Annotated in this window: 12 protein-coding genes and 1 pseudogene; 8 read left to right on the top strand and 5 right to left on the bottom strand. The window is 62.3% G+C overall.

The annotated features are described in order from the left end of the window. The first annotated feature begins 58 nt into the window (after positions 1-58). From zwf to ACQZ2L_RS18530, 3 genes are read left to right on the top strand one after another with little or no spacing between them, the layout of a single operon-like run. The gene (zwf, locus tag ACQZ2L_RS18540; RefSeq protein WP_430327301.1) at positions 59-1,528 is read left to right on the top strand and encodes a glucose-6-phosphate dehydrogenase; all 1,470 of its coding nucleotides are present in this window, start codon (positions 59-61) and stop codon (positions 1,526-1,528) included. Next, positions 1,515-2,228 carry a 6-phosphogluconolactonase gene (pgl, locus tag ACQZ2L_RS18535; RefSeq protein WP_430327300.1) on the top strand — a complete coding sequence of 238 codons (714 nt, stop codon included), beginning with the start codon at positions 1,515-1,517 and terminating at the stop codon, positions 2,226-2,228. Before zwf ends, pgl begins: the two co-directional genes overlap by 14 nt. Before the next feature lie 17 nt (positions 2,229-2,245). Then, a complete protein-coding gene (locus ACQZ2L_RS18530) occupies positions 2,246-2,920 on the top strand; it encodes a bifunctional 4-hydroxy-2-oxoglutarate aldolase/2-dehydro-3-deoxy-phosphogluconate aldolase (protein WP_430327299.1) in 675 nt (224 codons plus the stop codon). 82 nt (positions 2,921-3,002) lie between these two features. Here the strand turns inward: ACQZ2L_RS18530 and ACQZ2L_RS18525 are convergent, their stop codons facing one another. The 5 genes and pseudogenes from ACQZ2L_RS18525 to xseA form a co-directional block, all read right to left on the bottom strand. Then, positions 3,003-3,869 (bottom strand): methyl-accepting chemotaxis protein, encoded by an 867-nt coding sequence (locus ACQZ2L_RS18525; RefSeq protein ID WP_430327379.1) that lies wholly within the window; start codon positions 3,867-3,869, stop codon positions 3,003-3,005. Next, a pseudogene (locus ACQZ2L_RS18520) lies at positions 3,864-4,844 on the bottom strand (nitrate- and nitrite sensing domain-containing protein); the annotation flags it as partial. The pseudogene ACQZ2L_RS18520 and the gene ACQZ2L_RS18525, both read right to left, overlap by 6 nt. Before the next feature lie 581 nt (positions 4,845-5,425). Continuing rightward, the gene (gene leuA, locus ACQZ2L_RS18515; protein ID WP_430327298.1) at positions 5,426-7,099 is read right to left on the bottom strand and encodes a 2-isopropylmalate synthase; all 1,674 of its coding nucleotides are present in this window, start codon (positions 7,097-7,099) and stop codon (positions 5,426-5,428) included. 461 nt (positions 7,100-7,560) lie between these two features. Further along, the gene (locus ACQZ2L_RS18510; RefSeq protein WP_430327297.1) at positions 7,561-8,388 is read right to left on the bottom strand and encodes a peptidoglycan DD-metalloendopeptidase family protein; all 828 of its coding nucleotides are present in this window, start codon (positions 8,386-8,388) and stop codon (positions 7,561-7,563) included. Positions 8,389-8,391: 3 nt separating this feature from the next. After that, positions 8,392-9,771, bottom strand: coding sequence for an exodeoxyribonuclease VII large subunit (xseA, locus tag ACQZ2L_RS18505; RefSeq protein ID WP_430327296.1), 1,380 nt, complete (start codon positions 9,769-9,771; stop codon positions 8,392-8,394). A gap of 99 nt (positions 9,772-9,870) precedes the next feature. Between xseA and ACQZ2L_RS18500 the strand changes: the two genes are divergently transcribed. The 5 genes from ACQZ2L_RS18500 (at position 9,871) to ACQZ2L_RS18480 (ending at position 15,122) form a co-directional block, all read left to right on the top strand. Continuing rightward, complete coding sequence (locus ACQZ2L_RS18500; RefSeq protein ID WP_430327295.1) at positions 9,871-10,626, top strand: sulfite exporter TauE/SafE family protein; 756 nt, start codon at positions 9,871-9,873, stop codon at positions 10,624-10,626. 49 nt (positions 10,627-10,675) lie between these two features. Next, the gene (locus ACQZ2L_RS18495; RefSeq protein WP_430327294.1) at positions 10,676-11,233 is read left to right on the top strand and encodes a sugar ABC transporter ATPase; all 558 of its coding nucleotides are present in this window, start codon (positions 10,676-10,678) and stop codon (positions 11,231-11,233) included. Positions 11,234-11,319: 86 nt separating this feature from the next. After that, complete coding sequence (gene guaB, locus ACQZ2L_RS18490; RefSeq protein ID WP_430327293.1) at positions 11,320-12,789, top strand: IMP dehydrogenase; 1,470 nt, start codon at positions 11,320-11,322, stop codon at positions 12,787-12,789. 78 nt (positions 12,790-12,867) lie between these two features. Then, positions 12,868-14,445 carry a glutamine-hydrolyzing GMP synthase gene (gene guaA / locus ACQZ2L_RS18485; RefSeq protein ID WP_103436237.1) on the top strand — a complete coding sequence of 526 codons (1,578 nt, stop codon included), beginning with the start codon at positions 12,868-12,870 and terminating at the stop codon, positions 14,443-14,445. A gap of 140 nt (positions 14,446-14,585) precedes the next feature. Continuing rightward, entirely contained in the window at positions 14,586-15,122 is a 537-nt protein-coding gene (locus ACQZ2L_RS18480) for an RNA polymerase sigma factor (RefSeq protein WP_430327292.1), read from the top strand. Positions 15,123-15,125: the final 3 nt, after the last annotated feature.

Here is a 15,125-nt window from a genome sequence, read left to right as displayed (position 1 = left end):
TTGAAAAGTGCGGTTGAAAACGATATTCCTAGGTCAACTTTAGGAAAGAACCAACATCATGGCTGCGATCAGTGTTGAACCTTGCACCTTTGCCTTGTTTGGCGCCCTCGGCGACCTGGCACTGCGCAAGCTGTTCCCCGCGCTTTATCAGCTCGACCGTGCCGGCCTCCTGCACGCCGATTCGCGCTTGCTGGCGCTGGCCCGCGAGGCCGGTGACAGCAAGCAGCACCTGGGCAACATCGAAGCGCACCTGCGCCGGTTTGTGCCCGACGCCGATATAGAAGCAGCTACGCTTGGGCGCTTTCTGGCCCGGCTGAGCTACCTGCATCTGGATTTCCTCCAGCCCGAGGGTTATCAGACTCTGGCTGAACAGGCCGCCCCAGGCGTGCCGCTGATCGCCTACTTTGCCACGCCCGCGGCGGTGTACGGCGCGATTTGCGAGAACCTCGACAAGGCCGGCCTGGTCGAGCGCACCCGGGTGGTGCTGGAAAAGCCCATCGGGCACGATCTTGAGTCATCGCGGCGGGTCAACGATGCAGTGGCGCGGTTCTTCCCCGAGAGCCGGGTTTATCGCATCGACCACTACTTGGGCAAGGAGACGGTGCAGAACCTGATCGCTCTGCGCTTTGCCAACAGCCTGTTCGAAACCCAGTGGAACCAGAATTCGATCTCTCATGTGGAGATCACCGTGGCTGAAAAGGTCGGTATCGAAGGCCGTTGGGGCTACTTCGACAAGGCCGGCCAACTGCGCGACATGATCCAGAACCACTTGCTGCAGCTGCTCTGCCTGATTGCCATGGACCCGCCCAGCGATCTCTCGGCGGACAGTATCCGCGACGAGAAGGTCAAGGTGCTCAAGGCGCTGGCGCCGATCACTGGCGAGGCCCTCAGCACCGCCGTGGTCCGCGGCCAGTACATCGCCGGTTACAGCGATGGCAAGCCAGTGCCGGGCTACCTTGAAGAAGACAACGCCAACGCCCAGAGCGACACGGAGACCTTCGTCGCCCTGCGTGCCGATATCCGCAACTGGCGCTGGTCGGGGGTGCCGTTCTACCTGCGCACCGGCAAGCGCATGCCCGGCAAGCTGTCGCAGATCGTCATCCATTTCAAGGAAACCCCGCACTATATATTTGCCCCTGAACAGCGCTTGCAGATCGGCAACAAGCTGATCATCCGCCTGCAGCCGGACGAAGGTATTTCGCTGCGGGTGATGACCAAGGAGCAAGGCCTGGACAAGGGCATGCAACTGCGCAGCGGCCCGTTGCAACTGAATTTTTCCGACACCTGGCGCAGTGCGCGGATTCCGGATGCCTACGAGCGCTTGCTGCTGGAAGTAATGCGCGGCAACCAGAACCTGTTCGTGCGCAAGGACGAAATCGAATATGCCTGGAAGTGGTGCGATCAGCTGATCGCTGGCTGGAAAAACGCCGGCGACGCGCCCAAGCCCTATGCGGCCGGCTCCTGGGGGCCGATGAGCTCGATTGCACTGATTACACGTGATGGGAGGTCATGGTATGGCGATATCTGAACTGCAACTGCCAAGCGTCGTCACGACGCGTCAATTGGCTGATGCCGAGGCATTGGCTGCACGCCTGGCGGCGGATGTCGCCGAGCGTCTGCGCCAGGCAATCGCCAGCAAGGGCCAGGCGTGCCTGGTGTTGTCTGGCGGGCGTAGCCCGGTGCCGTTTCTCGAGCAACTGGCCAGTGCCGAGCTGGATTGGGCCAAGGTCACCGTGAGCCTTGCCGACGAGCGCTGGGTGCCGGTCGAACATGCCGACAGCAATGCTGGCCTGTTGGCCCGGCACCTGTTCAAGGGTCCGGCCGCCAAGGCCCGCTTCCTCGGCCTCTACCACAACGCCAGCAATCTTGAGGCAGCAGCCGAGCAGGCCGATCAGGCCCTCGCCGAGTTGCCGCCAATCGACGTGCTGGTGCTGGGCATGGGTGACGATGGCCATACCGCGTCGCTGTTCCCGGCCAGCCCATTGTTGCGCCAGGGCCTGGCCAAGGTCGGCGAGCAGCGGGTGTTGCCGATGCTCGCGCCCAGCGTGCCGCATCAGCGCCTGAGCATGACCCGCGCCTTGCTGGCCAGCGCTGCCTTTACTGCTTTGTCTGTGCAGGGGGCCGGCAAGCTGGCGACCCTGCGCGCTGCGCTGGCGGGCGATGACCCCAGCGAAATGCCGATTCGCGCCTTTCTTCACGACCCCCTGAGCATCTACTGGTGCCCATGAGCCAAGGATCCACTGTCATGACCACCCTTGAACGCCCCCAGCCTTTGCTGTCGATGGCCGAAAAAACCGCGCGGATCGATGCGATCTGCGCCGCTGCACGGATCCTGCCGGTAGTTACCATCGCCCGTGAGCAGGACATCCTGCCGCTGGCCGATGCGCTGGCCGCTGGCGGCATTCGCACGCTGGAAGTAACCCTGCGCTCGCAGCATGGCTTGAAGGCCATTGAAGTGCTGCGCGAGCAGCGCCCGGAATTGTGTATCGGTGCTGGCACTGTGCTCGATCGTGGCATGTTCAATGCTGTCCAGGCCGCAGGCGCGCAGTTTGTGGTGACCCCGGGGATCACTGCCGACATTCTCGCTGCCGGTGTAGAGAGCGACATTCCGCTGTTGCCCGGCATCAGCACGCCGTCGGAGATCATGCAGGGCTACGCCCTCGGTTACCGCCGCTTCAAGCTGTTCCCGGCCGAGATCAGCGGTGGCGTGGCAGCGATCAAGGCCTTCGGCGGGCCGTTTGGCGATATCCGCTTCTGCCCAACCGGCGGGGTCAACCCAGGCAACGTGCGCAACTACATGGCGCTGAACAATGTCATGTGCGTGGGCGGTACCTGGATGCTCGACAGCAGCTGGATCAAGAACGGCGACTGGAACCGCATTAGCGAATGCAGCGCCGAGGCGCTGGCATTGTTCGACTGATTGAATTCGTTGTGTGCTGCACGGCTTATGGGGCGCTTGGTCAGCGCCCCTTTTTTTGCTTTGGAGAAAGCCCGGCTGGCAGTCAGGCCAGGCGGAAGCGGCTGACCAGTTGCTGCTGATGCTCGGCCAGACGGGCCAGCTCCTGGCTGGTGACGGCGGTCTGCTGGGCGCCGGCGCTGACCTGGATGACCAGGTCGTTGATCTCGTTGACGTTGCGGCTGATGTCTTCCGAGACCGCACTTTGCTCTTCGGCCGCAGAGGCGATCTGGATAGTGCGGTCGTTGATGGTGGCCACGCCTTCGGCAATGTTGCCGAGCAATTCGCCGGCCCGACCGATACGTTCGGCGCCTGACTGCGCCTTGCCCAGGGTTTCCAGCATCGAGGCGTTGGCGCGGTCGGAGCCTGCCTGCAGGTTGCTGATCATCTGCTGGATATTGCCGGTCGACTCCTGGGTGCGCTGAGCCAGCGTGCGCACTTCCGAGGCGACGACAGCGAAGCCGCGGCCATGATCACCGGCGCGGGCGGCCTCGATGGCGGCGTTGAGGGCGAGCAGGTTGGTTTGCTCGGCGATGCCGCGAATCACGTCCAGCACCGAGGTGATGGCGTCGCTTTCGTCCTTCAGCTCATCAATGATGGTGGCGGTCTGCTGGGCTTGGCTGGACAGCTCGCGGATCAGCGTGATGGTGGTTTCGATCTCCTCGCGGCCCACCACGGTGCTGCCGTGGATCTGCTGGGAGAGGTTGGCTGCATCGCTGGTGCTCTGGGCCACGTCGCGCACGGTGGCGCTCATTTCATTGATCGCGGTGGCGACCAGTTCGGTGCTCTGGCGTTGCTGCTCGACACTGCGGCTGGTTTGCAGGGTGACGGTCGACGACTCTTCGGCGGCGGTGGCCACCTGGGCGGTGGCGCTGCCGATCTCCTGGACGATCTCGGTGATCTCTTGGGCCATGCGGTTGAGGTTGGCGGCGATCTGGCCGAACTCATCCTGGCTGCGGTAGTGGGTGCGTGCAGTCAGGTCGCGGCGGGCCAGGGCGTCGAGGGTGGCGTTGATGTCATGCACTGCACGGCCCATGCTGCGGATGATCAGCGATGCCAGCAGCGCAACGCAGAGCAGTGCCAGCGCTGCACCGATAGCGGTCAGCCAGAACGCTCGGGCGGCGCCGCTGCGGGCCTGCTCGGCAAGCTGGCCGACGGTCTGCGCCAGGCTGGTTTCGACTTCGCTCATTTGGTCGATGCGTTGCGTTGCCAGCTCGAACCAGGCTTCAGGCTTGGTGTTCAGCGGCTGGCCCAGTGGCACGTCGAAACCGAGCTTCTGCAGTTTCGCCACTTCCAGCGCCGACGCGCTTTGCAGAGCGTTCTGGTATTGGCTCAATACGCTGGCGGGTGCCTTGCGCATGAAGCCTTCGCTATAAGCGGTGAATTCACCCAGGTTACGACTGAAGCGCGATAACAGTGCCGCATCGAAGTGATCTTGATTGAATACCAGGCCGAGGATAACGCGCTCACGGCCAGCACGCTCCTTGAGTTCTATAAATTGATTGAGGGCGCTGAGTGCTTGCACCACGGCAGTATCGGTGACGCGGTTTTCCAATGAATGGGTATAGCCGATCAGCTTTTGAATAAGTTCGGTATAACGCAGGCTCGATTGCGTACTGTCGATGCTCAAGCCGTCGACTTGGCTACGCAGCGCTGAAAGTTGTTCGAGGCTGCTCAAGGTCTGGGTCAACTCAGCGGATTTTTCCGGCAGGTTGCGCAGTGTTTCCAGCGCAGCGCTGCTGTCCTGGCGAAACTGAACAAGGCGATCGCCCATGTTCTTGCCCTGGCTACCGATGAATACACCGCTGGCGCCACGCTCGCGTTGCAGGCGGGTGACCAGCTGGCTGATCGACTGGGCGGTGCCGCTCGCGCTGACGGTGGCCTGCATGTCTCGCAGGGTGCGCAGGTTGTCATTCAGAAACAGGCCGGCGAGTACCAGAAAGCCGAGCAGGGGGAACAGCAAGATCAGCAGCAGTTTCTGGCGTAGCGGTGCGTTGGTCAACATTGGCTTTGGCGTCGATATCCTTGTGAGCAGAAGTAAATATGGCGAGTGCCGAAGCTGTTGTTGTCATTGGTGGCACGCGGCCACTATGTTAAATGTTTAATCAAATAAAACGAAGTTGATAAGCGACGTATTTCGTCGGAGAATTTGATGCCCAACTTTAGTGCAATAAACAAAGTGTTGATCCATGTCAGTGCATGTTCAATTACTTGCTACATAAAGATAATTAGTTCGACATCCAACGTCTGCCCTTGTCGTGCCCGCATCCCTGTAGGAGCGGCCTTGTGTCGCGAAAGGCCCGCAAAGCGGGCCCGGCGATGTCAGCGGCGAAGCTGAAATTTTGGGGGCGCTTCGCACCCCTTTCCGACCGGTCCGGCGCCCCGGCAAGGCCGCTCCTACGGACAGCGCTGAACTGCTGGCCAAAAAAAACCGCATCCTTGGATGCGGTTTGATGAGCCGGCGGTGAGTTAAGCCGCTTTGGCCTCTTCCTGGCTCAGCGAGCGGTTCAGGGCACTGAACAGCGCCTTGAAGCTTGCGGTGGTGATGTTTTCATCGATACCTACACCATGCACCGGGCGGCCACCGGCAACGCGCAGCTCGATGTAGGCGGCCGCCTTGGCGTTGGTACCGGCACCGATGGCGTGCTCGTTGTAGTCCATGATTTCCACGGCGACCGGGATGCAGGCAGCCAGCGCTTCCAGCGCACCGTTGCCCTTGCCGTGCCAGTGCAGGTTGGTTTCGCCTTCACCGGCTACTTCCACTTCGACCTTGCTGCTGCCGTTTTCTTCCTGCAGGCGGTGGCTGACCAAGGCGTACGGGGCGTTGGCCTGGAGGTACTCCTTGTGCAGCAGCTTGTAGATCTGCTGGGCAGTCATTTCCAGGCCCAGGCGGTCGGTTTCACCCTGTACGACCTGGCTGAACTCGATCTGCATGCGGCGCGGCAGGCTGATGCCGTATTCCTGCTCGAGCAGGTAGGTGATGCCGCCTTTGCCCGACTGGCTGTTGACGCGGATCACCGCCTCGTAGCTGCGGCCGATGTCGGCCGGGTCGATCGGCAGGTACGGCACTTCCCACAGCTCGCCTTCCTGCTGCTTGCTGAAGCCTTTGCGAATGGCGTCCTGGTGCGAGCCGGAGAACGCGGTGTGGACCAGGTCGCCGACGTAGGGGTGACGTGGGTGCACCGGCAACTGGTTGCATTCCTCGACGACCTTGCGCACGCCGTCGATGTCGGAGAAGTCCAGTTGTGGGTCGATGCCCTGGGTGTAGAGGTTCAGCGCCAAGGTCACCAGGTCGACGTTGCCGGTGCGCTCGCCGTTGCCGAACAGGCAGCCTTCGGCGCGGTCGGCACCGGCCATCAGGCCCAGTTCGGTGGCAGCGATGCCGGTGCCACGGTCGTTGTGGCAGTGCAGGCTGATGATCACGCTGTCACGGCGATTGACGTTGCGGCAGAACCACTCGATCTGGTCGGCGTAGATATTCGGCGTGGCCACTTCAACAGTGGCTGGCAGGTTGAAGATGATCTTGTGCTCAGGCGTCGGGTTCCACACCTCGGTCACGGCGTCGCAGACTTCCTTGGCGAACTCCAGTTCGGTAGCGCTGAAGGTCTCTGGCGAGTACTGGAAGGTCCAGTGTGTCTCAGGCTGCTGCGCTGCGTATTTGACGAACAGCTTGGCGGCGTTGACGGCGATGTCCTTGACGCCTTGCTTGTCCTGGTTGAAGACGATGCGGCGGAACGACGGGCTGGTCGCGTTGTACAGGTGGACAATGGCCTTTTTCGCCCCACGCAGCGACTCGAAGGTGCGTGCGATCAGGTCTTCGCGGGCCTGGGTCAGTACCTGGATGGTGGTGTCATCCGGGATGTGGCCGCCTTCGATCAAGGTGCGCACGAAGTCGAAATCGGTCTGCGAGGCAGACGGGAACGACGCTTCGATTTCCTTCACGCCAACCTGCACCAGCGTCTTCCAGAAACGCAGCTTCTTCTCCGCATCCATCGGCTCGATCAGCGACTGGTTGCCATCACGCAGGTCAGAGCTGCACCAGATCGGCGCTTCGGTGATGGTCTTGGACGGCCAGGTGCGGTCGGGCAAATCGATGGTGGGGAAGGCGCGGTATTTCTTCGACGGGTCTTTGAGCATGGTCATGCGAATAATCCTTTTGGGTGCGGCCGAGATCGGGCCTGCCGGACGATAACGAGATGAAAAGGCGAGGCGACGCGATTCACCCTGGTAGTCGGGCACTGACCAGGCAGAGGCTGCGGTGTTGGCGGAGCAGAATGAGGGTGCTTGAGGTTTTCATGGCTTCAACCCTAACCAGAGCGATGAGGGTTGGCAAGCCTTGAGAAAAAATTGAGATAAATGCTTAAAAAGTGTTCATTGGCGCGATTTTATGGCTGTTATTCCTCGAGTGCTTAATGCTGGTTGCGCACTATATTTTCACGGCGCAACTCAGGCGCAGGTCCTGTAGGAGCGGCCTTGTGTCGCGAAAGGGGTGCGTAGCGCCCCCAGATATTCAGCTCCGCCGCAAACATTGCTGGGCCCGCTTTGCGGGCCTTTCGCGACACAAGGCCGCTCCTACACCCACACGCAGCACCGCGTGTAACCGATCAGGGCTGGAATGCGCCGATGAAGATCGCTGGATCGACCCGCGCATCGTTCAGGCTGACGTTCCAGTGCATGTGCGGGCCAGTGGCGCGACCGGTGGCGCCGACCCGGCCAACCACGTCACCACGGCGCAGTTGCTGGCCGTTCTTCACGTCGATTTTCGACATGTGGCAGAACATGCTGATAAAGCCCTGGCCGTGGTCGACGAATACCGTCTGGCCATTGAAAAAGTAGTTACCGATCAAGATCACCGTGCCGTTGGCCGGGGTCTTGATCGGCGTCCCGGCGGGGACGGCGAAGTCCAGCCCGGCGTGCGGGTTGCGCTCTTCACCGTTGAAGAAGCGGCGCACGCCAAACTTGCTCGACAGCGGCCCGTTGACCGGTTTGTCGAGGATCAGGTTGCTCGGCAGGGCCGGGCTGAAGCTGCGGTAGGCTTTGACCTGCTCGGCCAGCTCGCGGTCGATCCGTTTGAGGTCGGCCGGGTCTGGGTTGACCTGGCGCTTGTTCTTCAGGGTGATGTGCTGTTCGGGGTATTTCTTGCTGCCGACGGTGAACGGCAGGCTGCGGTTACCTTGGCTGAGAGTGGCAGTGCCAGGCTTCTGCGTCAGCGGGATGCCGACGATCGCCAGCCAGTTGTCCTGCTCCTTGACCACCAGCACCGGCTTGCCGTCAAAGCGCGCCTGTGGGGCACTGGCAGCAGGGCCCAGGTCGACCACGGCGACGCCGCCCGGCACTGGCTTGTTCAAGGTGCGGGTGATGTAGCTGGCCTGGGCCGCAGTGGTCAGCAGCAGCAAGGACAGAGCAAGCAGTGGAGCGAGCAAGCGGGGCATGTGTCAATCCAATAGCGAAAGGGTGACCGGAGTCTGGTGGTTGTCTTCGACCCGCACCTGCAGCTCGCCTTCGTTGAGGCGAGCGGTCAGGCGTTGACCGTTGCGCGTCTGCGCCGCGCTGCGGATGGCCTGGCCGCGCTCATCCAGCAAGATGCTGTAGCCACGTGCCAGGGTCGCAAGCGGGCTGACCACCTGCAAGGTCTGCAGCTGGGCCTGGAAGCGTTGCCGGCGGTCCTTGAGGGTTTCGCGCATGGCCCGCGGCAGGCGCTCGGCGAGGCTGTCCAGACGCTGGCCGAGCAACTTCAGCGTGCGCCCCGGGTGCTGCGCGGCCAGGCGCGTGTCGAGGCGGCCGAGGCGCTCCTGGCGTGCGCGCATGTTCAGCGCAAAGGCGCGGCGCAGGCGCATGTCCAGATCGTCCAGACGCTGCGCCTGTTGGCGCAGGCGTTCGCCGGGGTGACGCAGGCGGCGGGCCAGGCCATCGACGCGCAGGCGGTCATGGCTCAGACGGTTCTGCATGCGCAGCAACAGCCGCCGTTGCAGGCTCTCAAGGCGCAGCTGCAAACCGCTGCTGTCCGGAGCCAATAGTTCGGCAGCGGCGGACGGCGTGGGGGCGCGCACGTCGGCGACGAAGTCACTGATCGAAACGTCTGTTTCATGGCCTACAGCACTGACGATCGGCGTCACACAGGCGGCAATAGCCCGCGCGACGGCTTCTTCGTTGAAGCACCAGAGGTCTTCCAGCGAACCGCCGCCACGGGCCAGGATCAGGGCATCAAAGCCACGGCTGTCGGCCAGGCGCAGGGCGCGCACGATCTGATTGATCGCCTCGCGGCCCTGCACGGCAGTCGGGATCAGGTTCAGCTCGACCTGCGGCGCGCGCCGGCCAAACACGCTGATGATGTCGCGGATCACCGCGCCGGTAGGCGAGGTGATGATGCCGATGCGTTGTGGGTGCGCCGGCAGCGGCTGCTTGCGCTCGGTGCTGAACAGGCCTTCGGCGCTGAGTTTCTCTTTCAGCGCTTCGAAGGCCAGACGCAGGGCGCCGTCACCAGCTGGTTCGACCGTATCGAGGATCAGCTGATAGTCGCCGCGGCCCTCGAACAGCGAGACCTTGCCGCGCACCCGCACGGCCAGGCCATCGCGCAGGGCCTGACGCACACGCGTGGCGTTCTGGCGGAACAGCGCGCAGCGCACCTGCGCGCCGCTGTCCTTGAGGGTGAAGTAGATGTGGCCAGAGGCGGGCCGGGCCAGGTTGGAAATCTCGCCCTCAACCCAGACGTTGCGGAACACGTCCTCGAGCAGCACGCGGGCGCGGCCGTTGAGTTGGCTGACGGTGAGGACCTCGCGGTCCAGGCCGAGTCGTTCGAAAGGGTCTTTGATCATGCTCGGCATCATAAAGGACAAGGCTGACTTGTGCATCGCCCTCTGCACCGAGCATGCGCTGGAGTGCTACCTTTGCGCATCGCCCAAGGAGGGACTTGCATGCTCGCTCAATTGCCGTTTACCGGCCTCGAATGGATTCCGGTGTTACTCGCGGTCAGCGCGGCCTACGTCGTGTTCGGCATTGCCGGATTTGGTACGGCGTTGATTGCGGCGCCGGTGTTGATTCATTTCATGCCGCTGTCCAAGGTGGTGCCGCTGCTGGTGCTGCTCGACTTCATTGCGGCGTTCGGCAACCTGCTGCCGTCGCGCAAGGACGTTGCCCGTGCCGAGTTGCTGCGGCTGCTGCCGTTCATGGCCATCGGTTGCATTTTGGGCGTGGTGTTCCTGCTGCAGCTGAAATCAGACCTGCTGTTGCTGCTGATGGGCGTGTTCGTTACGGCCTACGCCATTTATGGGCTTGCGATCAAAACCCGACCGAAACGTCTGAATCCGCTCTGGGCGATGCCCATGGGAACCGTCGGCGGGCTGTTCGGCGCCATGTTCGGCAGTGGTGGTTTCCTTTATGCGATCTACCTGAATGCACGGCTGGATTCCAAGGATGAGGCCCGCGCGACGCAGTGCGCGCTGATCAGTTGCAGCACCATCGTGCGCCTGTCGTTGTTCGTGATTGCCGGGGTGTATGCCGACACAAGCCTGCTGTTGCTGGCGGCGTGCTTGCTGCCAGTGATGTTCCTTGGCACCTGGATAGGCCGCCAGTTGAGCTTCAAGCTCTCCCGCGAAGCTTTTGTACGGCTGGTGACCTGGCTGGTACTGGCCAGCGGTGTGGCCTTGATTGTTCGCTACCTGACGAGCTGAGCAGGGGGTAGAATTGGCCGATTATTGAAGTCCCAGGCCTGCCTTGTTCATGAACACCCAGAGCATTATCGTCCCCAGACTGTCCACCGTCCCGGTGCACGAGGCCCGCGCGCGGGCGATCCTGCGCTGGCTGGTCAGGGAGAAAATCGTCGAGGAGCAGTTGAGCACCTGTGGCCGCAGCGGCAACCGCATGGCCTACGCGCTGGCGCCAGGCGCGCGCAAGATCGCCCTGCGGCCCGAGCTGCTGCCGTTCGATCAGCCGGTCAACGGCCTGGAGGTCATGCTCAAGCGCTGCATCTACACCCCGACCGAGGGCTTTCTTGAAGAAGCCGGCTGCCCGGAGTGCCGGCGTGAGGTCGGCGAACCGCTGTTCGACAGCCTGGAAGAGTGGATGCCGGGGGTGAGCGACAACTTCACCTGCCCGCTGTGCGCCTTCGAAGACGACATCAATGGCTTTCTATTCTTGCAGCCATGTGCCTTTTCCAACCTGGGGTTCATCTTCAACAACTGGGGCGAGGCCGGTTTTACCTCGACCTTCCTCGCCGCGTTTGCCGACTGGCTCGACCATCCGGTAGCCGTGGTGCAGGTAAAACTGCCACAGGCCTGACCGAAGGCCCTTATTTTGCATTGAGCGGCGCGCCATGGATGAGTATAATGGCGCGCTTCCAATTTTCCCGCCCGGGAGCCCCCGCGATGCTGCGTATCAGCCAAGAAGCACTGACCTTCGACGACATTCTCCTTGTACCTGGTTATTCCGAGGTACTGCCCAATGAAGTCAGTCTCAAGACCCGTTTGACCCGTGGCATCGAGCTGAACATTCCGCTGGTATCCGCTGCCATGGACACCGTTACCGAAGCCCGTCTGGCCATCGCCATGGCGCAGGAAGGCGGTATCGGCATCATCCACAAGAACATGACCATCGAACAACAGGCCAGCGAAGTGCGCAAGGTCAAGAAGTTCGAGGCTGGCGTGGTCAAGGACCCGATCACCATCGAAGCCGACGCCACCGTGCGTGACCTGTTCGACCTGACCCGCCTGAACAATATCTCTGGTGTTCCGGTGCTGGCCAACGGCGACCTGGTCGGTATCGTCACCTCCCGTGACGTACGCTTCGAGACCCGTCTGGACGCCAAGGTGCGTGACGTGATGACGCCCAAAGAGCGTCTGGTCACCGTCCGCGAAGGCGCCGACAAGAACGAAGTCCGCGAGCTGCTGCACAAGCACCGCCTGGAAAAAGTCCTGATCGTTGACGGCAAGTTCAGCCTCAAGGGCATGATGACCGTCAAGGACATCGAAAAGGCCAAGGCCTACCCGCTGGCGAGCAAGGACGACCAGGGTCGTCTGCGCGTCGGCGCTGCGGTCGGCACCGGCAAGGACACCGGCGAGCGCGTTGCGGCGCTGGTTGCTGCCGGCGTTGACGTGGTGGTGGTCGACACCGCCCACGGTCATTCCAAAGGCGTGATCGACCGCGTTCGCTGGGTCAAGGAAACCTACCCACACGTGCAGGTGATCGGCGGCAACATCGCCACCGGCGCTGCCGCCAAGGCCCTGGCTGATGCCGGCGCCGACGCCGTCAAGGTCGGTATCGGCCCAGGCTCGATCTGCACCACGCGTATCGTTGCTGGTGTCGGCGTGCCGCAGATCAGCGCTATCGCCAACGTAGCCGCTGCCCTCGAAGGCACCGGCGTGCCACTGATCGCCGACGGCGGCATCCGCTTCTCGGGTGACCTGTCCAAGGCCATCGTCGCAGGCGCCTCGTGCGTGATGATGGGTTCGATGTTTGCCGGTACCGAAGAAGCACCAGGCGAAGTCGAGCTGTTCCAGGGTCGTTCGTACAAGGCTTACCGCGGCATGGGTTCGCTGGGTGCAATGGCTCAGGCGCAGGGTTCGTCCGACCGTTACTTCCAGGACTCCTCGGCCGGCGCCGAGAAGCTGGTCCCGGAAGGCATCGAAGGCCGCGTACCTTACAAAGGCGCACTGGCTGCGATCATTCACCAGCTGATGGGCGGCCTGCGTTCGTCCATGGGCTATACCGGCAGTGCCACCATCGAAGAGATGCGCACCAAGCCTGAGTTTGTACGCATCACCGGTGCCGGCATGGCCGAGTCCCACGTGCATGACGTGCAGATCACCAAGGAAGCGCCAAACTACCGCGTAGGCTGAGGCTTCCAGCATCATTAGCAAGCGGGGCTGTTACGACAGCCCCGTGTTGTTTCCGATTTCCACTGACGAGATTGAGTCATGGCCCTCGACATTCACGCTCACCGCATCCTGATCCTCGACTTCGGTTCCCAGTACACCCAGCTGATCGCCCGCCGCGTGCGCGAGATCGGTGTCTACTGCGAGCTGCATCCGTTCGACATGGACGATGAAGCGATCCGCGAATTCAACCCGCGCGGCATCATCCTCGCTGGCGGCCCAGAGTCGGTCCACGAAGCCAACAGCCCGCGTGCACCGCAAGCGGTGTTCGACCTCAACGTACCGGTGCTGGGCATCTGCTACGGCATGCAGACCATGGCCGAGCAGATGGGCGGCAAGGTCGAAGGCTCCGAGCTGCGCGAATTCGGCTACGCTCGCGTTGACGTGGTCGGCAAGAGCCGCCTGCTCGACGGCATCGAAGACCATGTAGACGCCGACGGCGTGTTTGGTCTCGATGTATGGATGAGCCACGGTGACAAGGTCACCCGCATGCCAGAGAACTTCCACGTTCTGGCCAGCACCCCAAGCTGCCCGATCGCCGGTATGTTCGACGACAGCCGCGGCTACTACGGCGTGCAGTTCCACCCTGAAGTGACCCACACCAAGCAGGGCGGACGCATCCTGTCGCGCTTCATCCTCGACATCTGCGGCTGCGAAGCGCTGTGGACCTCGTCCAACATCGTTGAAGATGCCATCGCCCAGGTCCGCGCCCAGGTCGGCACTGCCAACGTCCTGCTGGGCCTGTCCGGTGGCGTCGACTCGTCGGTGGTTGCTGCGCTGCTGCACCGCGCCATCGGCGACCAGCTGACCTGCGTATTCGTCGACAACGGCCTGCTGCGCCTGCACGAAGGTGAGCAAGTGATGGCCATGTTCGCCGAGAACATGGGCGTCAAGGTGATCCGCGCCAACGCCGAAGCTCAGTTCCTGGGCAACCTGGAAGGCGAAGCCGATCCGGAGAAGAAGCGCAAGATCATCGGCCGCACCTTCATCGACGTGTTCGATGCCGAAGCCAGCAAACTGGAAAACATCCAGTTCCTCGCCCAAGGCACCATCTACCCGGATGTGATCGAGTCGGCTGGCGCCAAGAGCGGCAAGGCCCACGTGATCAAGTCGCACCACAACGTCGGCGGCTTGCCAGAGGAAATGAACCTCAAACTGGTCGAGCCACTGCGTGAGCTGTTCAAGGACGAAGTGCGCAAACTCGGCCTCGAACTCGGCCTGCCGTACGACATGGTCTACCGCCACCCGTTCCCGGGCCCGGGCCTGGGCGTGCGTATCCTTGGTGAAGTGAAAAAGGAATACGCCGACATCCTCCGTCGCGCTGACCACATCTTCATCGAAGAGCTGCGCAAAGCCGACTGGTACCACAAGACCAGCCAGGCCTTCGTGGTGTTCCAGCCGGTCAAGTCGGTGGGTGTGGTCGGTGACGGCCGTCGCTACGCCTGGGTCGTCGCCCTGCGCGCCGTCGAGACCGTGGACTTCATGACCGCACGCTGGGCGCACCTGCCTTACGAGCTGCTGGAAACGGTCAGCGGGCGGATCATCAACGAGATCGAAGGCATCTCGCGCGTGACTTATGACGTGTCGAGCAAGCCGCCGGCGACGATTGAGTGGGAGTGATCCCGCGTCGATCTGCCAGTAAATAGTCCAAAGCCCGCGTAACTGCGGGCTTTTGGTTTCTGGACGAACCCGAAGTCGGCTAGCGCACAGCTTATCTTTATATATAATGCGACTCACTTTCACTTAGCCACACCGTCATCATGACTCAGTCACCTCACAACCCGGAACTGATCAGCGCTCTGGCGCTGCATTACGAAGACCTGGTCGCCTACATCCGTCGGCGCTTTCACGGCAGTCAGTTTGCCCGCGATGTGGTCCATGACGTGTGCCTGCAGCTACTGGAGAAGCCGCCACAGCAAGCGGTCAGGCTGCCGTTCGCCTTCCTGCGCCGTACTTCCTTCAATCGCGCCATCGACCGCCGGCGTGCGGATATCACCCGTGACGCCTATTTCGAGCCGACTACCGACGTGCCGGACTGGCACGTGCATGAATTCGACGGCGCAGCAGCGCTGGATTTCGCTCAACAGCTCGAAGCACTATTGGCGATTATCGACAATCTGCCGGCACGGGCGCGGCAAGTTTTTCTGCTGCACCGCATCCATGGCATGCCGCAGCGTGAGATCGCTGCTGAGCTGGCCATCTCGGTGAACATGGTCACCCAGCACTTCGCCCGGGCCATGCGCAGCATCGCCCAGGACTGGGAGCCGGCACGGCTAGCGCTGGCAGGGCGCAGCTGAGTC

Source organism: Pseudomonas shirazensis, assembly GCF_050496565.1.
Classification (GTDB): Bacteria; Pseudomonadota; Gammaproteobacteria; order Pseudomonadales; family Pseudomonadaceae; genus Aquipseudomonas; species Aquipseudomonas shirazensis_A.
Note: the sequence above shows the minus strand (reverse complement) of the source record. Positions and strands in the feature narration are given on the sequence as shown.